Below are 21,895 nucleotides of genomic sequence, written 5' to 3'. Positions count from 1 at the left end.
CGCCTGGCCGCGAATCCCGGCGCCCAGCCGTCCGCATCGCCCGGGCGCAGGCGTCCGCGTGGCGGACACACTCGCGCGGCCTGGCGTGGACTCACACGCGCGTGAACTCGCTGACCCAGTTGCTCTCCCACGTTGCGCCGCCGTCGGCGGAACTGGATTGCTCCCAGCGCGCCGAACGTGGCGTGATCTGCGACCACTGCACGCGCGACTTCACCGCGCGTCCGCCGACGGCCTCATCGCCAACGAACGTGCCGACGCCATCGACGAAGCGGCCGCGCAGCGGTGCACCGATGGCCGCCGGTTCGCGACCGTCGAGCCACCAGCTCGACCATTGCGCGCTCGCGTCATCGAACGCACGGATGCCGACACCGCGCACCGTGCCGCCGGGAAATTCCATCACGTTGTCGCTCACGTTGCCCTTGCCACCGAGCACGGGCCAGTTGACCAGCGTGCCGCCGAACGTGTCCCACTGATCGCTGCCGACCAGGCGTTCGCGCAGGCGACGATGGCGCACCTTCCAGTTTCCGGCGAGGAAGTCCCAGTCCTTCGGCGCATCGGCAAGCTTCGGCAGCGGTTTCGACTGCGACGACGTGCGTGTGAAGTAGTTGCGCCAGTTCACCTCCCAGCTGGCGCCGTCGTCGGGCGAGAACGCCTGTTCCCACCACGGTCGCGCGCCGTGAACGTCGCTCCAGCGAAAGCGCATGACGATCGGACGGCCCTTGAAGGTGTCGTGTCCGATGAACGTGCCGCTGTCGTCCTTGAACGCGCCGAACACGGGTGGATCGATACGGGTCGCGGCGCGGCTGTCCAGCCACCAGATCGCCCATTTGCCCGTGCTTGGGTCGAACGCACGGATGCTCAGGCCGCGGTACGTGCCCGACGGAATGTCGACGATGTTGTCGTCGACATTGCCCAGCCCGCCCAGGGTCTGCCAGAACACGCTCTTGCCGGGGAACTCCTCCCAGTCGTCGTTTCCCGCCAGCCGCTCCTTCAGGCGCCGGTGCCACACGTCCCAGGTTCCGACCAGCCACTGCCAATCGTGGGTGTGCGCGGCCAGGCCTGTTGCATCCGGCGCGGCCGCGAATGCCGGCAACACCAGCGAGGACGCCGCGACGCCGGCAAGGGCGCCGACGAACTGGCGGCGTGCGTGATTGCAGGCGTCGAGGTCGACGTCGGGGCGATGCGGAAACGGTCCTGTCACGAGAGGCGCTCCTTCGACACGGGAATCGTGGGCCGATCATGGCGAGCGCGGTGCCACGTTGACCACTCGAAATGCGGGTCGCACACTCAGCCACACTTATGGTCAGCGACCGCCGATTCCCTTCGCTGTCGGCCATCCGGGCCTTCGAGGCCGCCGCCCGGCTGGGCAGCTTTTCGAAGGCCGCGCACGAGCTGGACACCACGGCGGCCTCGGTGAGCTACCACGTGCGCCGCCTGGAGCAGCAGATCGGCGTCACCCTGTTCCTGCGCCACCCCAACCACGTCCTGCTGACCCGCTCCGGCGACATCGTCGCGCGCGAAGCCATCAACGCCTTCGCCGCGCTGCGCGCGAGCTTCGTGCAGGCAGCCGAAGTCAACGAAACCCATCTGTCGCTGACCACGCTGCCCACGCTGGCCACCAGCTGGCTGACGCCACGACTGGGACGATTCCGCGCGAGTCATCCCGAGATCGCGCTCGAACTGGACCTGTCGGCCGCGGCGGAAGACCTCAACGGCGGTCGCTACGACGCAGCCATCCGCAATGGCCATGGCCGCTGGCCGGGCCTGCATACGGTCGAACTGCTGCCAAGTCTGTTCATGCCGCTGTGCGCGCCGTCGCTGCGCGCCTCGGCGACGGACATCGGCCGCGATCCGCACCAACCTTTGCCGGTGCCGTTGCTGGGGCGACCGGACTGGTGGTCGCTGTGGTATCGCGCGCTGGGTTTCGACGGCACGATTCCGCCCGGCCGGTTCGGCATGCAGCTGTCCGCCGAATACCTGGACATCGCGGCCGCCGTCGCGGGACAGGGCGTCGCGATCGGCTCACCCATCCTGTTCCGCGACGAACTGGATGCCGGCCGGCTGGTGCCGGCGCACGACCTGGTCGTGAGCGACGGTCGCGCGTTCTGGTTCACCTACCCTGCGGCACGGCATGACAGCCGCAAGATCGTCAGCTTCCGCGACTGGGTGAGCGCGGAAGCCGCGCGCGATCGCGATGCCGCGCGCGCCTTCATCCGTCGCACCATCGTCGTGGAGCCATGAGCGCGACGAGGTAGCACGACCGCCTCAGCCTTCGACCAGCCCGGCACGCCAACGCTGCAGGAAGCGGTTCGCCTCCGTCGCGCTCAACAAGCGGAGGCGGTGCAATCCCCAGGCCAGGTGAATGCCAAGCAATTGCAGACTTCCGTGGTCGATGAGATCCCTCGGTGTCACACGGGGAAATAGTGTCTGCCGCACGACGGCGCCCGGTACCTGCGCATTGCGCCGCAGCCACGGCTCGATGTCCGCGTTGGCGGCCAGGCAGACCTCCTGGAGCGCCATCAACGCAGGCAGCTCACCGGCAATCTCGATGACGGCCCGGTCCGACTCCAGATGACAGCGCTGGACGGAACAGTCCGGAACGCGATCGATCAACGCGCAGACATCGTCGAGGGTCTGTTCGATTCCGCTCATCGCCTGCGCGCGGACTTACAACGCGCGATGCACCGCCTCGCCGAAGAACGCGGTGTGGTGGCTGCAGTCGTTCAGGCGCACCACGTCGAGGTGATCGACGTCGGGACCCTCGAGCAGGTTGATCGTGGTCGGCGCTTGGCGGAAGGTCCACAGTTTCGCGAACGGAATGCCCAGCACGTGGCACAGCAGCACGCGGTTGACTGCGTCATGGGCGACGACCAGCAACGTGTCGCTGTCGCCCAGCCCTTCGGCGGCGCGTGCGAACGCGGGCCATGCGCGGTCGAACACGTGCTGCAGCGACTCGCCTTCGGGCATCAGCACTTCGTGCGGCGTGTCGCGCCAGGCCTGCAGGCGTTCGCCATCGCGTTCGCGGATCTCGCTGGCCAGCAGCCCTTCCCACGTGCCGTGGGCGATTTCCATCAGGCCCGGGTCCAGCGTCAGCGGCAGGTCGCGCTCGCCAAGGGCGAACTCGGCCGTCTGCCGCGCACGCCCCAGCGGCGAGGCCACGGCGCGGGTGATCGATACCTCGCGCAGCCGTTCGCCCAGCGCGCGCGCCTGGGCGATGCCGACCGGCGAGAGCGGGATGTCTTCCTGGCCCTGATAGCGGCCTTCGGCGTTCCAGGGTGTTTCGCCGTGGCGGGCGAGGAGAATGCGCATGATCGTGGCGGAGGTGGGGTGAGCACCGCAGCCTAGCAAATGCCGCGGGCCGCACAACCGTTGCACTGGCAACCGCCGCCCTGCTGCGGGAACATGCGCTTCCCACTCACGGAGCGATGGCGATGGCACAGGTCAAGGGCGAGTTCGACGTCAAACGCACGCCGGAAGGCGGCTTCGACCTGGGCGGAGGGTCTGTCACCGGGCACTTCCGGTTCGACAAGCAGTTCCATGGCGCGCTGGACGCCAGCAGCATCGTGCACATGCTGGCCGTGGGTACCGCGGTGGAAGGCTCGGCGGCCTATGTCGCCATCGAACGTATCAGCGGCACGCTCGATGGGCTCAGCGGCAGTTTCCTCACCCAGCACAACGGCACGCTGGACCGTGGCGCGCCCACGCTCTCGGTCACGGTGGTGCCCGACTCCGGCACCGATGACCTGCAGGGCCTCAGCGGCCGCATGACCATCGACATCGTCGAAGGCAAGCATTTCTACTCGTTCGATTACGAGATCGCCGAGTAGCTTGCGGCGCGGCGCGATCATCCTCGTCGCGCAGGCACGTAAACAGGCATGTAAAACAAGAAGCCCGGCCTTTCGGCCGGACTTCTGCTTTGACACGGTAGTCGACGATCAACGTCCGCTGCGGCTCCGCGAGCGGCGATCGCTCAACGCTCCGTCATCCTGAGCTACCGGTTCGTCCGAGACCGCGCGGCCGACGGCCGACGGCTGAGCGCCGTACTGGATGCGCGCACCGAAGGTGTTGCTGTCGGTCGCGTTGCGTGCCTGCTCGTGCCCGAACAGGAACGACAGCTGCCAGCCGCTGCCCAGCTGCATGTCGATGCCCGCCGCCAGCGACAGCGCATGGTCGTTGTAGCTGCGCATGCCGAAGCGGTAGTCGGTCGGGTTCGGGAAGACCACGTAGTTCATCGCCGCCTCGCCCTTGTTCTCCAGCGCCTCGCGGTATTCCGCGCTCCAGAACGGACGCACGCTCGCGCCCATGAGGTAGCTGCCTTCCAGGCCGATCGCGACGGTGCTGTTGTCCACGTCCTGCTCGCGATAGGCCAGATCGTAGAGGCCAAGGCCGTGTTCGCGGTAGGCATCGAGCGTCGAGCGTTGCGCGTTGAAGCGGCCGTAACCGGTGAAGGTCATGCCGTCGTTGCGGTGCTCGTAGCCGAACGACAGCGAACCGAACCACTGGTCGCCGTCGCGCTGCGCGGTGCCGATGACGTTGGCCTCCTGGCTGTAACGGCGGATGTCGAAGTCCAGCGAGCCGGTCGCGATCAGGCCGTCGACGAACAGGTTGTCGCCCGCGCGCCACAGGCCGTACAGCGCCAGCGAGCGCTGGTCGGACGCCATGCGCGAGGTCGAGCGGTCGAGGTCGCTGTCGTTGGTCGCGACGCTGCCCGCCAGGCCCAGCAGCAGGTTGTCGCCGATCACGCGATCGACGCCGAACGTGATGCCGTCCGTACGGAAGCCGTAGCTGCCCTGCCCGCTGTCACCGAACGTCGCCGTGCCCGCGCTCCACAGTCCCCAACCCTGCGGCATCTGCGGCCACAGGGTGTCGTCGGTCGTCTGAGCAAGCGGAACCGACAGGCCCTGGCGGCCGCCGAGGCTGGCGTAGCTCAGCGACAGGTTGTTGCCCGATGCGTTGTTGCCGCTGCGCACCTGGCGCAGGCGATCGTGGATGTTCGACTGCTGCGCCTGCGCGAACCGCACGCTGGCATCGACCTGCGCCTGCAACAGGCCGGTCACGCCGTTGTCGCGGGTCGGGTCGGGGCGACCGTCCACCACCAGTTGCACCTCGATCGACGCACCGTGGTAGTTGCCGGCCGCGGCCTGCGTGGCGGTGATGATCGCCGTGCCCGGGCCCACGATCGTCACGGTGCGACCACTGACGCTGGCCACGGCGGTGTTGTTGCTGGCGAAGGTGAAGGCACCCGTGCTCGGGCTCTGCGGAATGCTCAGCTCGAACGCCGGCTCACCGAGGACCTTGCGCAGCTCCTGCGTCCACACCAGCGTCGGCTGGGCCGGCGCGATGTCGACGTCCAGGCTCACCTGGGCGGCGACCTGATGGTTGGCGTCACCGGCCTGGTCGGCGGTGAGGCTGCAGCGGCCGATGGACAGCATCGTCACCGTCGCCGCAGTGACGCGGCACACCGCCGGCGTGGTGGTGGCGAACACGACCGGATTAGCCGACGCACCGCCGGTGGCCGACACGGTGAATGTGCCATTGGGGGCAAACACCGGTGCAGTCGGGTTGGCGGTGAAGCCGGTGATCGACTGCGCGGACGCGGCGACCACCAGCTCATAAGCCTGCATCGCCACGGTGCTGTTCGCGTCGCGCACTTCCGCGGTGAAGGAGAAACGGCCGGTTTCCTCCGGCGTGCCCGACAGCGTGCCGTCGCTGTCCAGCGCAACGCCACGCGGCAAGGCGCCGGACGCGACTGTGAAGGTGAACGGTGCGGCGCCGCCGGTGACGACCAGCGCCTGCGCGAACGCCGTCGCATGCGTGGCCGTGGCGAGCGCGCCCGTCGACAGCACCAGAGCCGGCGCCGGCGTGACGGTGTTGGAAGCCGCCGACGAGGCGCCAGTGCCCGATGCATTGGTCGCGCGGACGGTGAAGGTGTAGGCCTGCCCACTGGCGAGCCCACTGATGACGATCGGGCTGGCGGTGCCGCTTGCGATAAGACCACCCGGACTGCTGGTCACGGTGTAACCGGTGACCGACGTGCCACCGGAATAGGCCGGTGCGGTGAACGATACGGTGGCCGAGTTCGCGCCGGCGATGACGGCCGTGCCGATGGTCGGCGCGCCGGGCGCGGTGCCGTTGACCGTGAACGATCGACTGACCTGCGTGGCCGCAAGGTAGCTGCCATTACCGGCCTGGTCGGCATTGATGGTGCAGGCGCCGGCGGTGACGAACGTCAGCGCGCCACCGGACGTGATCGTGCACACGCCCGTCGTCGACGAGGTGAAGGTTGGCGTCAGGCCGGAGTCGCTGGTGGCGGTCAGCGTCGGCGTGGTGCCGAAGTTCTGCGCGCCGGGGTTGACGAAGGTGATCGTCTGCGTCGCTTTCGGCGTCACGGAATTCGATGCCGAAGACGCCGGTCCCGTGCCCGCCAGGTTGTCCGCGGTAACGGTGAACGTGTAGGCCTGGCCGTTGGTCAGGCCCGTCACCACGATTGGTGATGAGGCGCCGTTGACCGGTGCCACGTCAGCCGGACTCACGGTGACCGTGTAACCGGTGATGGTCGAACCACCAGTGCTGGCCGGTGCGGTGAATGCCACAAGGGCCTGGGTGTCACCAGCCGTGGCAACGACCGACACCGGCGCGCCCGGGACGACCGAATTGACCGTGAACGAACGCGACACCTGCGTGGCCGCCAGGAAGCTGCTGTTGCCGGCCTGGTCGGCGTTGATGGTGCAGGTGCCGGCGCTGACGAACGTCAACGTGCCACCGGAGGTAATCGTGCACACGCCCGTCGTCGTCGAGGTGAAGCTCACGGTCAGTCCGGAGTCGCTGGAGGCGGTGATGATCGGCGTGGTGCCGAAGTTCTGTGCGCCGGGATTGGCGAAGGTGATCGTCTGCGCGCTCGCCGGCGTGATCGAATTGCTCGCGGCCGATGCGGCACCGGTGCCGGCGGAATTCGTCGCCGTGACGGTGAAGGTGTAGGCCACGCCATTGGTGAGGCCGGTCACCGTGATCGGCGAACTCGCACCGGAAGCGGTGGCGCCACCCGGATTGGCGGTGACGGTGTAACCGGTGATGCTCGCGCCGCCGTTGCTGGCCGGCGCGGTGAAGGTCACCGTCGCCTGCGTGTTGCCCGCCGTCGCGGTACCGACGGTCGGCGCACCCGGCGTCACGGCGTTCACCGTGAACGTCTGCGAGACCGTGGTGGCAGCGTTGGTCGCCGCGTTGCCGGCCTGGTCGGCGTTGACGGTGCACGAGCCGGCCGTGATGAAGGTCAGCGCGCCACCGGAGGTGATGGTGCACACGCCCGTCGTCGACGACGAGAAGCTCACGGTCAGGCCCGAATTCGCGATCGCCGTCAGCGTCGGCGTGGCGCCGAAGTTCTGCGCGCCGGGGTTGGCGAAAGCGATCGTCTGGCTGGTCTTCGGCGTGACCGCTGCGGTGGCGCTCGAAGCGACGCTGGTGCCGATCGCATTGGTCGCGGTAACGGTGAAGGTGTAGCTCTGGCCGTTGGTCAGGCCGGTCACCACGATCGGCGACGATGCACCCGAGGCGGTCAGGCCGCCGGGGCTGGACGTGACCGTGTAGACGGTGATCGCCGAACCGCCGTTGTTGACCGGCGCGGTGAACGCCACCGACACCTGGCCATTGTTCGGGGTCGCGGCGCCGATCGTCGGTGCGTCCGGCGCGGTGGGAATCGCCACGGTGTGCGTGGACCCGCTGGTGTACGCCGGCGCCGCGTTGCCGACGACGTCGATGACGTTGGTGCCGCCGTTGAGGTTGAGCTTGAGCGTGCCGGTGCCCTGGATACCACTGACCTGGACATCGACCGTGCTGCCGCTGGACGCGGACACGCTGGCGATGGTGCCCGACGCGCTTCCCGACCCGACCAGGGTGAAGTCATCGGTGGACACGTTGCTCACGGTTTCGCCGAACGTCACCGTGAACGCCATCGTCGTGGCCGTGGCGGCCGGCGAACCGCTGACGACGATGCTGCTCACCGCCGGGGCGACACCGTCGGCGACGATGGCCTTGTTGGCGCCCAGCGAGCCGGCGGCACCCGGCGAGGCCAGCGTCAGTGTGGCGTTGTTGCCGACGGCATCACGGATGGTGCCGCCGTTGAGCGCCAGCGCGGTGGTGCCCGTGTAGTCCAGGTCGGCGCTCTGGTCGCCTGCCTGCACGGTGTAGTTGAAGGTCAGCGTACCGGTGCCCGAACCGCTCACGTAGTTGACCACGCGGTCGATGGCCCCGGTCTCGAGCGTGAGCTGCGGCGTGCCGGTGACGACAACGGATTCGGAGAGCGCGACCGTCACCGAAATGACGTCGCCGATCTTGTAGCTTCCGTTCGCGGTGGACGAACTGACGGTGCTGACCGTCGGCACGACGCCGTCGATCACGATGTTCTTGTCGGCGCCCAGCGAACCGAAGGTACCCGGCAATGCCAGCGTCAGCGTGGCGTTGTTGTTGGCGGCATCGCGGATGGTGCTCCCATTGAGCGCAAGCGCCGTTGTGTTCGTGTAGTCCAGATCGAAGCTCTGGTCGCCTGCCTGCACGGTGTAGATGAAGGTCAGCGTGCTGGTTCCCGAGCCGCTCACGTAATTGACGACACGATCGGTGGCGCCCGTTTCCAGCGTCAGCTGCGGCGTGCCGATCACGAAAACCGCTTCGCTGAGATTGACCTGGACCGGTACGACGTCGCCGACCTTGTACGTGCCGTTGGGCGTACTGCTGCTGATCGATGTCACCGACGGCGCGGTCAGGTCGACCGCGCTGTCGCCGCTGATGTTGTCGATCAGCGTTAACACGAACTCGTCCGAGGTGAGGCGCACCTCGTCGACGACCATGCCCAGACCCACATGGGTTCGCACGCCCGGCATGATCGTGGCCCCCGGTCCGACCGGCGCCCCGTCGAGGTAGCCCTGCAGCATCACCACCGAAGGCGCCGCGGGCGAGACGTCGACCGTCATGCCATCGATGCGGAAATTGGCAGCGTCGGAACGCGCGATGGTGAGCGTGGCCGCCCCCCCGCTGTTGATGTTGACGCCCGGGTCGCCCGGATAGCTCGACGGATCCCAGGACAGGTCCGCGGAGGGTCCGACGATCGAGTACGTGAAGGGTTGGCCACCCAGCATCATGCTGAAACTGGTGACGCCGGGGGTTGGCGCGGTCGGCAACCCCGGCGGCTGCGCCGTGAACGTCTCGCTGAAGACTGCCGCCTGCGCATCGGCCAGCGCCGAACCCGCGACCAGCGCCAGCAGCAATGCCAAAGACCCTGCTCCGTCGCGCAACCGCGACAGCACGCGCGCGCCGAATGCGCGCCCGATGTTCTTCCCTGCCATGTATTCCCCCTGAAAACCGCGACCCGGCCGGCGACGCGCGCACGACCGCGGGCAGCCCGCCCGGCCTGCCCACTGGATTACTTCCGGATGTATCCCCTGACCCGTGTGCCGATGCGCGTTCGCGTGGCGACGGGGTTGTTCCCCAACCCGCAGCGACATGTGACCGCCGTCGCAGGAATCGGCGGAGTCTACCGGGTTCGCGGGTGGATCGGAATCGGACGCTTTGCCGACGCTGGCGGTTCGCTGGGCGGGCGGGAACGCCCGAACGCGTCAGTCGAGTTCACGGCACGCGCCTTTCGGACGCGTGCTCGTCAAGGCGGTCACAGGCCTGCCTCCACCGTCAGGGAAGGCAGGCCACGACGTTCACTTCTTCTCGGGAACGCCAAGTTCCTGCAGCAGCTGCGGCGCCGGGTAGACCTCCTGCATGATCCAGCGCATGTAGCGCTGGTCGACCGCGATCATGCGCGTCATCGCCGGGTCGAACACCCAGTTGCTGCTCACCGATTCCCAGTTTCCATCGAATGCCAGGCCGACCAGCTTGCCGTGCGCGTCGAGCACGGGCGAACCGGAATTGCCGCCGGTGATGTCCAGGTCCGACAGGAAATTCACCGGGACCGTCTTGAGTTTCTTGTCCGCCAGGCCGCCGTAGTTCTTCGCGGCGATCGCGTCCAGCAGGACCTTGGGTGCGTTGAACGGATCCTGTCCAGTCGCCTTCGCTGCGACTTCCTCCAGACGCGTGAACGGAACCTGCTTGCTGCCATCGGTCCTGGTGTAGCCCATCACGTTGCCGAAGGTGATGCGCAGTGAGGAGTTGGCATCGGGATAGACGAACTGGCCCTTGCTCTTCTTGTAATCGGCCACGGCCTGCAGATACAGCGGACGCGCGAGCAGTGCATCGCCGGCGCGCGCCTTGCCTTCCTGTTCCAGCTGCAGCACGGTCGGCATGATCGCCACCGCGAACTGCACGGCCGGGTCCTTGCTCTTCTCGAACGAGGCACGGTCGGCCTTCATCAGCGACAGGCGCTGATCCGTGCTGCCCAGCCGGGTCTTCGACAACTTGTCGAGCGCGGCATTGATGGCCTTCTCGTCGTTGCCGCCCAGCCACTTGTCCACGGCTGGCACGCGCTGTGCGTCGGGCAGCTTCACGTACTCGCGCAGCCAGTAGGCCTGCAGTTCGCGATCCATCGCCGGCACATAGCGGCGTTCCATCTGGCGCATCGCGCCTTCGATGGTCGGAAGATCGCGTTCCTGGTAACCCTGCTCGCGTTCCGCATCCGGCTTGGCGCGCTCGACCGACAGGCGATACAGCTGCGTGGCCGCACCGAGTACGCCGGTGCTGCGCAGCTGACCGAACACCAGGTCGCGTTCGCGATGGATGCGTGCGGCCTCGTCCAGCGAAACGAGCTTCGCGTGCGCAGCCAGCGCTTCATCGCCCTTTCCGCCCTGCGCGCGCAGCCAGTCGAGCACCGCGGTTTCCTCGGCGTGCTTGGTCGCGGCGGCGTTGATGCGCTTGAAGCCTTCCAGCTGACCGTCGTAGTTCTTCATCACGTTCTGCCAGCCACGTACCGTGCTGGCGTACTTCACCGCGATGTCGGGGTCCTTGCGGCCTTCGGCCTGCACCAGCGCGACCAGCTTCTTGTAATGCGCACCGACGGTCGGATACGACCATTGGGCGGTTTCATCGAACTCTTCCGCCAACGAATAGCGCGCGGTGCGGCCGGGGTAACCGGCCACCATCACGAAGTCGCCCGCGAACAGCGGCTTGTCGGCGACCTTCAGCCAGTGTTTCGGCTGATAAGGCACGTTGTCGGGAGAGTACGCGGCGGGCTTTCCGTCCTTGCCGACGTAAGCGCGGTAGAACGAGAAGTCGCCGGTGTGGCGCGGCCAGGTCCAGTTGTCGACTTCGCCACCGTAGTTGCCGACGCTGCCCGGCGGTGCGTAGACCAGGCGTACGTCCTTGATCTCCAGGTTGCGGAACAGGCGATACGTGTTACCGCCGGAGAAGCTGTACAGGCGGCAGCGGTATCCACCTTCGCGTTCGCACGAGGACACGAGCTGCTTCTCGATCGTTTCCAGCGCGCGCGTGCGCCCCAGCGCATCGGGCGCGGCCGCAATGGCGTCGCGTACCTGCTTCGTGACGTCCTGGATGGTGTCGAGCGCGTAGATGCGCGCGTTCGGACCGGCGGAGACTTCCTCGGGCCGCGTGGCGGCGTTGAAGCCGTCACGCATCAGATTCTTTTCGGGCGTGGAGTTGAGCTGGATCGCGCCGTAGGCACAGTGGTGGTTGGTCACCACCAGCCCCTGCGGCGAGACGAAGCTCGCCGTGCAACCACCGAGCGAGACGACCGCCGCCATCGGGTCCCCGGTAAGGTTGGCCAGCTGCTTCGGATCGAGCTTGAGCCCCGCCTTCTTCAGCGGAACCGCGATATCCGGCAGTTGCTGCGGCACCCACATGCCCTCGCCCGCATGGGCGATGCCCGCCATCGTCGCGATGGCGCCGAACACGGCTGCCGCCAACCCCGTATGTCGCATGCTCCACTCCTGCATTGAAAAAACGTCAGAGGTCGAGTCTAGCCCGATGCGCCACCGGATCCATGATGCGGTGCACAGCAACGTGCGTGCCGCATCAGGACATCGCCGCTTACTCCGCCGGCAGATTCATTTCCTCCAACAGGTGCGGCGCCGGATACACCTTGGCCAGCAGCCAGCGCAGGTAGCGCATGTCGACGTGGATCGCGCGCTTGAAGCGCGGATCGAACATCCAGCTGGCGCTCACCGCCTCCCAGTTGCTGTCGAAGTTCAGGCCGATGAGCTTGCCCTGCGCATCCAGAACGGGCGAACCCGAATTGCCGCCGGTGGTGTCCAGATTGGTGAGGAAATCCACCGTCTGCGTGTCGAGGCTCGGTTCGGCGGTGCTGCCGAAATCGCCCTTGGCGATGGCATCGCGCAGCGGCTGCGGTGCGTTGAACGGCTCCTCGCCGGTGTGCTTCTCCAGGATGCCCTGCACCGTCGTCAGCGGACGGTAGTGCACGCCATCGCGCGGGTCCATCGCGCTGATGCGGCCATAGCTCACGCGCAGCGTGGAGTTGGCGTCCGGATACACGCCGCGACCCTGCGAATTGCGGAATGCGATGAGCGCACGCATGTAGGCCGGGCGCAGGCGCAGCAGCTCACCAGCACTGTTCTTGCTGGCTTCTTCCATGCGCAGGATCGCCGGCAGCAGCGTCGCCGCGGCCTTGAGCACGGTGTCGTCCGACTGCGCCAGCGTCGCGGCATCGGCGTCCATGGCGGCAAGACGCTGCGCTTCCTCACCCAGACGGGTGCCGGCATACATCGCGTCTAGCTTGCGCTTCAGCTGCGCCGGCGTGGTGCCGAACACGGCATTGAATTCCGGCACGTACTGCGACGCCGGCAATGCCTGGTACTGGGTCACCAGATCGGTGAGCAACGCCTTCTCGACCTCCGGCGCGTAACGACGCTGCACCTGCTTGAGCTGGCCGGTAATCAGCGTTTCGTCGCGCTGCTGGAAACCGGACTCGCGTTCCGCGTCGGGACGCGTGCGCTCGTGTGCGAGGCGCTGCACGGTGAGCGCGACGCGCAGCAGCTGCGTCTGCGACTGGATCAGGCCAAGCAGCTGGTCGCGCTCGCGCATGGCCACGCCTGCGTCCAGCACCGCCTGTGCCGCGGCGATGTCGGCCTTCGTCGCCGTCGCGTCGGCCTGCGTGTCCAGCCAGGCGAACATGGCCGCCTCGTCCTCGCGGCGCACGCGAGCGGCATCGCTGCGGCGCAGGCCGTCGAGTTCGCCCTGCGCGCGCTTGAGCGTGTTCTTCAGTCCGCGCACCTGGTTGGCGTAACTGACGCGCGCTGCTTCGTCTTTCGCGGCCGTGCCTTCGATCACGTCGATCATGCGCTGGTACACGGCCACACGCGACGGCAGCTGCCAGTCGATCTGGTTGGCGAACTCCGAGGCCATGCGGTGGCGGAATGTCACGCCGGGGTAGCCGGCGAGCATCGCGAAGTCGCCTTCCTTCACGTTGCGCGTGGACACCTGCAGGTGCGCCGGCGGCACGTAAGGCACGTTGTCGGGCGAGTAGTCGGCCGGCTTGCCGTCCGTGCCGACGTAGGCGCGCAGCAGCGTGAAGTCGCCGGCATGTCGCGGCCAGACGAAGTTGTCGACTTCGCCACCGAAGTTGCCGATGTCGTTCGGCGGGGCATACACAAGGCGAACGTCGCGAAGCTCGAGCTGGCGCACCAGGTAGAAGTCGGTGCCGTAGTACATGTTGGCGACGCTGCAGCGATAGCCGGGATCGCGTTCGCATTCGGCCACGGCGCTCTTGGTCGCGGTATCGACGGCGTCGAAGTAGGCGCGGCCCTGCTTGCCCTTCGCATCGGCGAGGATGCGGTCGGTGATTCGGTCGAAGCCGGTGGTCACCAGCACGCGGTAGTCGGGATTGGCCGGCAGTTCGCCCGCGCGGTCGGCGGCGATGTAGCCGTCCTGGATGAGGTCGCGCCCGGGCTTGGAGTTGTACTGGATGACGCCGAAGGCGACGTGGTGGTTGGTCAGCACCAGGCCCTCCTTCGACACGAACGCGCCGCTGGCGCCGCCCACCTTCACCACCGCGTTCATCGGCGGTTTCGCCAGTTCGGCCAGGTCGCGGGCCTGCCCCTTGAAACCGGCGGCCTTGAGCTGGCGCGCGATCTCCGGCAACTGCGAGGGCATCCACATCCCCTCGTCGGCGCGGGCGGTGCCCAGGAGGCCCAGGGCCAGCGGGACGGAGAGGGACAGGGTCAACAGACGGCGGCGCATGGTCAGACGGGTCTCGCGGAAGCGGCAAGGGAGCCAGCGACGATAGGCGAACCCGCCCGCCCGCGGCAAACGCAGGCCCGGTCGGACGCGGGCCGCGGCGTATAATTCGCGCTTCTTTACCGCCAGTCGCGGACGACCCACATGACGCAAACGATGAAGGCGCTGGTCAAGCGCGAAGCCGGCAAGGGCATCTGGATGGAAGAAGTGCCCGTCCCCTCGCCCGGCCCGAACGAAGTGCTGATCAAGCTGGAGAAGACCGCGATCTGCGGCACCGACCTGCACATCTACCTGTGGGACGAGTGGAGCCAGCGCACGATCAAGCCGGGCCTGGTGATCGGCCATGAGTTCGTCGGCCGCGTGGTCGAGCTCGGCGCCGGCGTGACGGGTTACAAGATCGGCCAGCGCGTGTCGGCCGAAGGCCATATCGTGTGCGGTCACTGCCGCAATTGCCGCGCCGGCCGCCAGCACCTGTGCCCGAACACCGTCGGCATCGGCGTGAACCGCAACGGCGCGTTCGCCGAGTACATCGTGATGCCGGCCAGCAACCTGTGGCCGATCCCGGACCAGATCCCGTCGGAACTGGCCGCGTTCTTCGACCCCTACGGCAACGCCGCGCACTGCGCGCTGGAGTTCGACGTGGTCGGCGAGGACGTGCTGATTACCGGCGCCGGCCCCATCGGCATCATCGCCGCGGGCATCTGCAAGCACATCGGTGCGCGCAACGTGGTGGTCACCGACGTCAACGACTTCCGCCTGAAGCTGGCCGCCGACATGGGCGCCACGCGCGTGGTGAATGTCGCCAAGACCTCGCTCAAGGACGTGATGGCCGACCTGCACATGGAAGGCTTCGACGTGGGCCTGGAAATGAGCGGCAACCCGCGCGCCTTCAACGACATGCTCGACTGCATGTACCACGGCGGCAAGATCGCGATGCTCGGCATCATGCCCAAGGGCGCCGGTGCCGACTGGGACAAGATCATCTTCAAGGGCCTCACGCTGCACGGCATCTACGGCCGCAAGATGTACGAGACCTGGTACAAGATGACGCAGCTGGTGCTCAGCGGTTTCCCGCTCGGCAAGGTGCTCACGCACCAGCTGCCGATCGACTCGTTCCAGGAAGGCTTCGAGCTGATGGAATCGGGCAAGGCCGGCAAGGTCGTGCTGAGCTGGAACTGATCGCGCCCGTCGAATGTTCGTAATGACGCTGTCATCCCCGCGAAGGCGGGGATGACAGCCGACATCCGTTGTTCGCGACAATCACACCAGCGTGATCCGTACCCCATCGCGCCACCAGCGCCACGCCAGCACCGCGAACATCGCGGTCAGCCACAGGCCCAGGTGCCACTCCAGTGCGTTCTCCCAGCGGTCGAGCGCGACTTCATCGTCCAGCGCATAGCGCACGAAGACGCTCGCCAGCCCCAGCGCCATGAACCCCAGCGCGACGACCAGCAGTGGCCGATAGCCGGGCCGGCGTGGTGTCGTGCGCGACAATGCGTGCAGCGTCGCCATCAGCGCCAGATAGGTGAATCCGAAGTACAGATTGATGCCGTAGCGGCGCATCGCTTCGTAGGCGCGGCCTTCGGTGCCCAGGAACGTTGCGTACAGGGCGAGGAACACGCCGGCCAGCAGCCCCAGCCACGGCAGCATGCGCGCGCGCGCAGGCGTGTCGCCACGCAGCCATAGCGCGGCCGCGAACCAGCACAGCACCTGCACGGTCGCGCAGGGCAGCATCACCAGCCGGAACAGGTGGTTGCCCACACCATGGCGTGCCGCGCGGCTGATCGACACGCAGCCGTCCCAGTAAAGGTTGCAGCCGGGAACCAGCCCGTCGCGCACCGACAGCCACCACGCCAGATGCCCCACGACGAAGGGCATCAGCGCGGCCAGCAACGGCAGCGGCCACAGCGGCACGGTCAAGCGGGGCGAGGCGCCGGCGTCCATCGCGGCCGATGCTAGGCCATCGCGGCGATGCGCGTGTCAACACACCGCGGCCATCACTGTCAGCGGCTAAACTGCGCACCTCACGCACCATCGGATGGACCAGACCCATGTCGACCGCTTCCCTTACCGCCCGCTACGCCGACGAGCTCGATTCGATCCGCGCGCAGGGCCTGTTCAAGTCCGAACGCATCATCACCTCGCCGCAGTCGGCGGAGATCACGCTCGAGGACGGGCGCGCGGTGCTCAACTTCTGCGCGAACAACTATCTGGGCCTGGCCGATCATCCCGACGTGATCGCCGCCGCGAAGGACGCGCTGGACACGCACGGCTTCGGCATGGCGTCGGTGCGTTTCATCTGCGGCACGCAGGACCTGCACAAGCAACTGGAGAAGACCATCGCGGACTTCTTCGGCACGGAAGACACCATCCTCTACGCCGCCTGCTTCGACGCCAACGGCGGCCTGTTCGAGCCGCTGCTGGGCGAACAGGACGCGATCATCTCCGACGCGCTCAACCACGCCTCCATCATCGACGGCGTGCGCCTGTGCAAGGCCAAGCGTTACCGCTACGCCAACTGCGACATGGCCGACCTGGAGAAGCAGCTGCAGCAGGCGAAGGCCGACGGCGCGCGCACCATCATGGTCACCACCGACGGCGTGTTCTCGATGGACGGTTTCATCGCGCCGCTGGACGAGATCACGCGGCTGGCGAAGCAGTACGGCGCGCTCGTGCACATCGACGAATGCCACGCCACCGGCTTCCTCGGCGCGACGGGCCGCGGCTCGGCCGAAGTGAAGGGCGTGATGGACAAGATCGACATCTTCACCGGCACGCTGGGCAAGGCCATGGGCGGCGCACTCGGCGGATTCACCACGGCGAAGCGCGAAGTGATCGAGATGCTGCGCCAGCGCTCGCGTCCGTACCTGTTCTCCAACTCGCTGCCGCCTCACGTGGTGGCGGCGGGCATCAAGGCATTCGAAATGCTGTCCAGCGCGGGCGAGCTGCGCGATCAGCTGGCGGCCAACACCGCCTACTTCCGCGAGCGCATGACCCAGGCCGGTTTCGACGTGAAGCCGGGCGTGCATCCGATCAGTCCGGTGATGCTGTACGACGCACCGCTGGCGCAGAAGTTCGCGCAGCGTCTGCTGGAGGAAGGCATCTACGCCATCGGCTTCTTCTTCCCGGTGGTGCCGCAGGGCCAGGCGCGCATCCGCACGCAGATGTCGGCCGCGCACACGCGCGAGCATCTGGACCGGGCCATCGACGCGTTCATCCGCATCGGCCGCGAACTGGGCGTGATCAAGGGCTGATCGCCCTCCGCTCTCGTTGCGCGCAAAAAGAAAGGCCGGTCGATGACCGGCCTTTCTTCGTTCCGTTGTGCTGTTTCGCGCGGAGGCTTACTTGCTCTTCGCCTCGCTCGCCACGGCCGAGCCCTGCGGGTTCGCGGCCGGAGCGGCACCACCGGCAGGTGCGCCCTTGGCGACGCGGATGCCGCGCGACTTCATCCAGGCATCGAATTCCTCGGCGGTCATCTTCTTGCCGTTCTGCTGCATGTTGAAGCGGTACGGCGTGTTGTCGTACTGGGTCTTGGGCTTGTACTCGTTCGCATTGATCGCAGCCGACTCCTCCTTCGGAGCTTCGGCCTTGGCTTCCTCGGCCTTCGGAGCCGCCTTCTTGCCCGCGGCCACCATCTGGCCATCCTGGAACCGCACGAGCGAGTGCTGCGCCGCCGGAGCGCGAGTGCCCTCGGCCTTCACACCCGAACCCGAATGCGCTGCGGCTGCAGCGGACACCAGCAACAACGACGCTGCCATCGACACCTTGAACATGACGCTCTCCCCTCGACGAAGTTCGCGGCAGTGTATGGCCCAACAGGCGGTTTGGCACAAGTGAAAAGGTGATCTTCCACACAATCCCGCATTGTGCGCAGCACGCCGCATCTTCACGCGACCCGTGTTTTCAAGCTGAATGCGCGTCGCCCCCCAGGGCAGCGACCTCTTCCGCGCTCAATGGACACCACTGCCCCTTGGGCAGTTCGCCCAGGCACAACGGCCCGATGGCGACTCTCACCAGCCGCAGCACCGCGATGTCGAATGCCTCCAGCAGGCGGCGGATGTGTCGGTTGCGCCCTTCATCGAGGACGATCTCCAGCCACGCGTTGCGCTCTCCGCTGCGCAGCACTCGCACCGCACTGGCGCGCAGGTGCTCGCCTTCGATCTCGATACCGCGCACCAGCGTGGCCAGCAGCGCGTCGTCGGGCTGCCTGTCGATCTGCACGTGATAGGTCTTTTCGGGGCCGGTTTCGGGATCGGTGATGCGGGCGGCCCACGCCGGATCATTGGAGAACAACAGGAGCCCTTCGCTGGCCTTGTCGAGACGCCCGACCGGTGCCAGCCACGGCAGCGCCGCGTCATCGAAGCAGCGATAGACCGTGTCGCGCCCGCGTTCATCGCGCACGGTGGTGACGAGCCCGCGGGGCTTGTTGAGCATCACATACAGCCGCGTGGCGGCGTCCAGTGGCTGGCCATCGACGACCACGCGATGGCGGCCCTGCACGATGGGAAATTCGGGATCGCGGACCACACGACCGTCGACCTGCACGCGACCCGCCTGGATCCAGCGCGCGGCTTCGGTGCGCGAACACAGTCCCTGCTTCGACAGCACGCGTGCCAGGCCATGGCGAGGCGACGATGCAGCGACGCCCGCGGGGCGCCGCGGCGGCCGGATCATTTCTTCGCTTCGGGCTCGACCTTCGGCGGCTCGGCGGGCACCGTCGCCGCGGGCTTGGCCCTTACCACGCGAACGCCCTTGGCCTTCATCCATGCATCGAACTCTTCTGCGGTCATCCGCTTGCCATTCTGGTTCATGTCGAACCGCCATGGCGTGTTGTCGTATTGCGTCTTGGGTTTATAGGCCGCGGCATCGCTCGCACCGGGTGCGGCGGACGGTGTCGGCGGGGGCAGCGCCTTGGCGACCTGGCACCCTTCCAGACGCAGGCGGAACAACACCTGGTCGACGGCCAGCGATTCGTCGAAGGCCTGCGAGAGCACGCCCGTGGGCGCGCCGAGCTGGTGACTGGGCGCGGTCAGTTCCGGTGCGATGGGAGCGACGATGGTCGGCCGGATCGGCAGCGACTTGGGCGCGGCCATGGATGCACACTGCGCTGACTGCGCCTGTGCGGCGCCGGCGAGCAGGCACAGCGACAGAGTCATCAATGCACGCATGGGCGTTCTCCTCTCGAGTCGCGACGGTCGGTGCGCCGGCTGCGCGGGCAGTGTACGCCCGGGCTCGTGCGGTGCCGTGAAGCCACGGCCATGAACGACGAAGCCCGGCACGAGGCCGGGCTTCGAAGCTTGCAGGGAAGCTACACGCTTAGCGCTGGACGTTCAGCTCGGTACGGCGGTTCTTCTCGCTCTTGCACGCCGGGAACTTCTGGCCCATGTCCTCCAGCGGGCGGTTCTCGCCATACCCGTTGGGGCCGGCCAGGCGCGAGGCGTCGATACCATGGGCGACCAGATAGTCATGCACCACGCGCGCGCGGCGCTGCGACAGCGTCTGGTTGTACGCATCCTTGCCGCACTGGTCGGTGTGACCGGCAACTTCGACGCGCAGCTCCGGATGCCGCTTCAGGATCTCCGCCGCAGTCGCGAGCGTCTCGATCGAACCCGGGCGCAACGTTGCCTTGTCGAAGTCGAAGTTCACACCGTCCAGGTCGATCGTCAGTTGCTCGACCGGGCAGCCGTCGTTGCCGATCACCTGGCCAGCCCGCGAGTCCGGGCACTTGTCGCTGCAGTTGTTGACGCCGTCGCCGTCGTCATCGCGTGCGTCGCAGCCCGGCGGCGGCGGGGCGACCACGGCGGCCGCGGCCGGCGCACCCAGCGGAATCACCACGCCCACCGACGCGAGCAGATCGCCGAAGGAATCCTCGTCGCGCGCGTGAACGCTGCCGTCGTCGAAGTCGACGCGGTAGGCCAGCTCGGTGCGGATGGCCGCACGCTTGCCGGCCAGGGCGCTCTGGATGCCAACGCCGACCTTGGCGGCCAGGTTGCCCTCCTCACGCTGCCACGGGGAATCCGCGCGGGCGACGACGAACTCTTCTTCCGAACGCTGGTAACCCAGGCCCATCAGCAGGTACGGCGCCCAGTCGCGACCTTCGGCGATGAAATGGCGACGCAGGTCCAGCGAGGCGCCGTACTGGCTCCAGTTGAGATCCTGGTTGTCGTCGTTGTTCGGGTTCTGGAAGTTCAGCTCACCGTCCAGCGACCAGTTCTGGTTGAGGAAGCGGCCCACGCCCAGTGCACCGAACGGCGCGTTGCGCGTGCCGCGATCGTTGTCCTGGATGTTCATGCCGGCCGCACCGGTCACGTACCAGCGATCATCGAATTCCTGCGCGTTGGCAACCTGCGCGAACGCCAGACCGGCCAACAGCGCGGTGCTCAACAAACGGATCTTCATCTGTCACTCCTTGCAACTGAGGGGAGCAGCGGGGCCATGACGGCTGCAATCGCTGCGCTTACGAAGCGACGGAATGATAAGAAGACGTTAGTTGGAGCGAACCGGCGAAAGGTTCTTACAAAAACGACGAAGCCCGGCACGAGGCCGGGCTTCGAAGTTGTTGCGGAGCGATTCCGCGTGTCGGGCTGTCAGTTCTGGACGTTCAGCTCGGTACGACGGTTCTTCTCGCTCTTGCAGCCCGGGAACGCCTGGCCCATGTCTTCCAGCGGACGGCTCTCGCCGTAGCCGTTCGGACCGGTCAGACGCGCCGCGTCGATGCCATTGCTGGTCAGGTGGTCGTACACCGCCTTGGCGCGACGCTCCGACAGCTTCTGGTTGTACGCGTCCGAGCCGCACTGGTCGGTGTGACCGGCCACTTCGGCACGCAGTTCCGGATAGCGCTTGAAGATCTCGATCGCCTCGTTGAGGATCGAAATCGCATCCGAGCGCAGCACGGCCTTGTCGAAGTCGAAGTTCACGCCCTTCAGGTCGATCGACACCGGCACCGGGCAACCGTCCGGACCGATCGTCTGGCCAGCCTGCGAATCCGGGCACTTGTCGTCGCAGTTGTTCACGCCGTCGCCGTCGTCGTCCAGGTCGGCGCAGCTCGGCGCCGGAGCCGGCGGCGGAGCGGCAACAACCGGCGGACCCAGCGGGATCACGACGCCGACCGAGGCCAGCAGGTCGCCGAACCAGTCTTCGCTCGGGGCGTTATGGCTGCTGTCGTCGAAGTCGGCGCGGTAGGCCAGTTCGGTGCGGATGGCGGCGCGCTTGCCAGCCAGGGCGCTCTGGATGCCCACGCCGACCTTGGCGGCCAGGTTGCCTTCCTCACGACGGCCCGGCGAGTTGGTGCTCGGGAACGCGTCGAACTCTTCTTCCGAACGCTGGTAGCCCAGGCCCATCAGGAGGTACGGCGCCCAGTTGCGGCCTTCGGCGGTGAAATGGCGACGCAGGTCCACCGACAAGCCGTACTGGCTCCAGTTGAGATCCTGGTTGTCGTCGTTGTTCGGGTTCTGGTAGTTCAGCTCGCCGTCCAGCGACCAGTCCTGGTTGAGGAACTTGCCGACACCCAGCGCACCGAACGGCGCGTTGCGCGTGCCGCGGTCGTTGTCCTGGATGTTGAAACCGGCCGAGCCGGTCAGGTACCAGCGGTCGTCGAATTCCTGCGCGCCGGCGACCTGGGCAAACGCCAGACCACCCAACAGCGCGGTGCTCAACAAACGGATCTTCATCTGTCACTCCTTGGATCAGTAAAAAAGCGGTTGGGGGGAACACGTCTTTACTGCAGGCGGGCACACACCCGGCAGAGACCTGAACA

General features: G+C 67.1%; 16 protein-coding genes. 4 read left to right on the top strand and 12 right to left on the bottom strand.

Annotated elements, in window-relative coordinates:
• Window positions 1-91: 91 nt before the first annotated feature.
• The gene (locus QLQ15_RS09200; RefSeq protein WP_283212491.1) at window positions 92-1,201 is read right to left on the bottom strand and encodes a hypothetical protein; all 1,110 of its coding nucleotides are present in this window, start codon (window positions 1,199-1,201) and stop codon (window positions 92-94) included.
• A 98-nt stretch (window positions 1,202-1,299) separates the two neighbouring features.
• Between QLQ15_RS09200 and QLQ15_RS09195 the strand changes: the two genes are divergently transcribed.
• Window positions 1,300-2,241: a LysR substrate-binding domain-containing protein gene (locus QLQ15_RS09195; protein ID WP_283212490.1), complete on the top strand. Its 942-nt coding sequence runs from the start codon at window positions 1,300-1,302 to the stop codon at window positions 2,239-2,241.
• A 24-nt stretch (window positions 2,242-2,265) separates the two neighbouring features.
• Here the strand turns inward: QLQ15_RS09195 and QLQ15_RS09190 are convergent, their stop codons facing one another.
• Together QLQ15_RS09190 and QLQ15_RS09185 are read right to left on the bottom strand one after the other, a co-directional pair.
• Window positions 2,266-2,652 (bottom strand): hypothetical protein, encoded by a 387-nt coding sequence (locus QLQ15_RS09190; RefSeq protein WP_283212489.1) that lies wholly within the window; start codon window positions 2,650-2,652, stop codon window positions 2,266-2,268.
• Window positions 2,653-2,667: 15 nt separating this feature from the next.
• A complete protein-coding gene (locus QLQ15_RS09185) occupies window positions 2,668-3,309 on the bottom strand; it encodes a histidine phosphatase family protein (RefSeq protein WP_283212488.1) in 642 nt (213 codons plus the stop codon).
• A gap of 122 nt (window positions 3,310-3,431) precedes the next feature.
• On the opposite strand from QLQ15_RS09185, the gene QLQ15_RS09180 reads away from it, so the two are divergent.
• Window positions 3,432-3,827, top strand: a complete 396-nt coding sequence (locus QLQ15_RS09180) for a DUF3224 domain-containing protein (RefSeq protein WP_283212487.1) — start codon at window positions 3,432-3,434, stop codon at window positions 3,825-3,827.
• Window positions 3,828-3,935: 108 nt separating this feature from the next.
• Here QLQ15_RS09180 and QLQ15_RS09175 read toward each other — a convergent pair whose 3' ends face one another.
• The 3 genes from QLQ15_RS09175 to QLQ15_RS09165 form a co-directional block, all read right to left on the bottom strand.
• A complete protein-coding gene (locus QLQ15_RS09175; RefSeq protein WP_283212486.1) occupies window positions 3,936-9,335 on the bottom strand; it encodes an autotransporter domain-containing protein in 5,400 nt (1,799 codons plus the stop codon).
• 363 nt (window positions 9,336-9,698) lie between these two features.
• Complete coding sequence (locus QLQ15_RS09170) at window positions 9,699-11,867, bottom strand: S46 family peptidase (protein ID WP_283212485.1); 2,169 nt, start codon at window positions 11,865-11,867, stop codon at window positions 9,699-9,701.
• A gap of 109 nt (window positions 11,868-11,976) precedes the next feature.
• Window positions 11,977-14,148, bottom strand: coding sequence for a S46 family peptidase (locus QLQ15_RS09165; protein ID WP_283213983.1), 2,172 nt, complete (start codon window positions 14,146-14,148; stop codon window positions 11,977-11,979).
• Window positions 14,149-14,283: 135 nt separating this feature from the next.
• Here QLQ15_RS09165 and tdh point away from each other — a divergent pair, with 135 nt between their 5' ends.
• Window positions 14,284-15,318, top strand: a complete 1,035-nt coding sequence (gene tdh / locus QLQ15_RS09160; RefSeq protein ID WP_283212484.1) for an L-threonine 3-dehydrogenase — start codon at window positions 14,284-14,286, stop codon at window positions 15,316-15,318.
• A gap of 81 nt (window positions 15,319-15,399) precedes the next feature.
• On the opposite strand, the gene QLQ15_RS09155 is transcribed toward tdh, so the two are convergent.
• Window positions 15,400-16,083: a G protein-coupled receptor family protein gene (locus tag QLQ15_RS09155; RefSeq protein WP_283212483.1), complete on the bottom strand. Its 684-nt coding sequence runs from the start codon at window positions 16,081-16,083 to the stop codon at window positions 15,400-15,402.
• 107 nt (window positions 16,084-16,190) lie between these two features.
• On the opposite strand from QLQ15_RS09155, the gene kbl reads away from it, so the two are divergent.
• Window positions 16,191-17,393, top strand: coding sequence for a glycine C-acetyltransferase (kbl, locus tag QLQ15_RS09150; RefSeq protein WP_283212482.1), 1,203 nt, complete (start codon window positions 16,191-16,193; stop codon window positions 17,391-17,393).
• A gap of 87 nt (window positions 17,394-17,480) precedes the next feature.
• Here kbl and QLQ15_RS18330 read toward each other — a convergent pair whose 3' ends face one another.
• The 5 genes from QLQ15_RS18330 to QLQ15_RS09125 all read right to left on the bottom strand — a co-directional run bounded on the left by QLQ15_RS18330 (window position 17,481) and on the right by QLQ15_RS09125 (window position 21,809).
• Entirely contained in the window at window positions 17,481-17,912 is a 432-nt protein-coding gene (locus QLQ15_RS18330; protein WP_345782421.1) for a hypothetical protein, read from the bottom strand.
• Between the two features lie 130 nt (window positions 17,913-18,042).
• A complete protein-coding gene (locus tag QLQ15_RS09140) occupies window positions 18,043-18,813 on the bottom strand; it encodes a pseudouridine synthase (RefSeq protein WP_283212481.1) in 771 nt (256 codons plus the stop codon).
• Window positions 18,810-19,307 carry a hypothetical protein gene (locus QLQ15_RS09135; protein WP_345782420.1) on the bottom strand — a complete coding sequence of 166 codons (498 nt, stop codon included), beginning with the start codon at window positions 19,305-19,307 and terminating at the stop codon, window positions 18,810-18,812. Before QLQ15_RS09135 ends, QLQ15_RS09140 begins: the two co-directional genes overlap by 4 nt.
• A gap of 148 nt (window positions 19,308-19,455) precedes the next feature.
• Window positions 19,456-20,538 carry an OmpA family protein gene (locus QLQ15_RS09130; protein WP_283212480.1) on the bottom strand — a complete coding sequence of 361 codons (1,083 nt, stop codon included), beginning with the start codon at window positions 20,536-20,538 and terminating at the stop codon, window positions 19,456-19,458.
• A 188-nt stretch (window positions 20,539-20,726) separates the two neighbouring features.
• Entirely contained in the window at window positions 20,727-21,809 is a 1,083-nt protein-coding gene (locus QLQ15_RS09125; RefSeq protein ID WP_283212479.1) for an OmpA family protein, read from the bottom strand.
• Window positions 21,810-21,895: the final 86 nt, after the last annotated feature.

The sequence above is a fragment of the Lysobacter stagni genome (assembly GCF_030053425.1).
Classification (GTDB): Bacteria; Pseudomonadota; Gammaproteobacteria; order Xanthomonadales; family Xanthomonadaceae; genus Lysobacter_J; species Lysobacter_J stagni.
Note: the sequence above shows the minus strand (reverse complement) of the source record. Positions and strands in the feature narration are given on the sequence as shown.

Bases quoted from the DNA above. Each gene is read 5' to 3' on its own strand.
- QLQ15_RS09195 (WP_283212490.1), top strand. From the start codon at position 1,300: ATGGTCAGCGACCGCCGATTCCCTTCGCTGTCGGCCATCCGGGCCTTC.
- QLQ15_RS09190 (WP_283212489.1), bottom strand. From the start codon at position 2,652: ATGAGCGGAATCGAACAGACCCTCGACGATGTCTGCGCGTTGATCGAT.
- QLQ15_RS09185 (WP_283212488.1), bottom strand. From the start codon at position 3,309: ATGCGCATTCTCCTCGCCCGCCACGGCGAAACACCCTGGAACGCCGAA.
- QLQ15_RS09180 (WP_283212487.1), top strand. From the start codon at position 3,432: ATGGCACAGGTCAAGGGCGAGTTCGACGTCAAACGCACGCCGGAAGGC.
- QLQ15_RS09175 (WP_283212486.1), bottom strand. From the start codon at position 9,335: ATGGCAGGGAAGAACATCGGGCGCGCATTCGGCGCGCGCGTGCTGTCG.
- QLQ15_RS09170 (WP_283212485.1), bottom strand. From the start codon at position 11,867: ATGCGACATACGGGGTTGGCGGCAGCCGTGTTCGGCGCCATCGCGACG.
- tdh (WP_283212484.1), top strand. From the start codon at position 14,284: ATGACGCAAACGATGAAGGCGCTGGTCAAGCGCGAAGCCGGCAAGGGC.
- QLQ15_RS09155 (WP_283212483.1), bottom strand. From the start codon at position 16,083: ATGGACGCCGGCGCCTCGCCCCGCTTGACCGTGCCGCTGTGGCCGCTG.
- kbl (WP_283212482.1), top strand. From the start codon at position 16,191: ATGTCGACCGCTTCCCTTACCGCCCGCTACGCCGACGAGCTCGATTCG.
- QLQ15_RS18330 (WP_345782421.1), bottom strand. From the start codon at position 17,912: ATGTTCAAGGTGTCGATGGCAGCGTCGTTGTTGCTGGTGTCCGCTGCA.
- QLQ15_RS09140 (WP_283212481.1), bottom strand. From the start codon at position 18,813: ATGATCCGGCCGCCGCGGCGCCCCGCGGGCGTCGCTGCATCGTCGCCT.
- QLQ15_RS09135 (WP_345782420.1), bottom strand. From the start codon at position 19,307: ATGCGTGCATTGATGACTCTGTCGCTGTGCCTGCTCGCCGGCGCCGCA.
- QLQ15_RS09130 (WP_283212480.1), bottom strand. From the start codon at position 20,538: ATGAAGATCCGTTTGTTGAGCACCGCGCTGTTGGCCGGTCTGGCGTTC.
- QLQ15_RS09125 (WP_283212479.1), bottom strand. From the start codon at position 21,809: ATGAAGATCCGTTTGTTGAGCACCGCGCTGTTGGGTGGTCTGGCGTTT.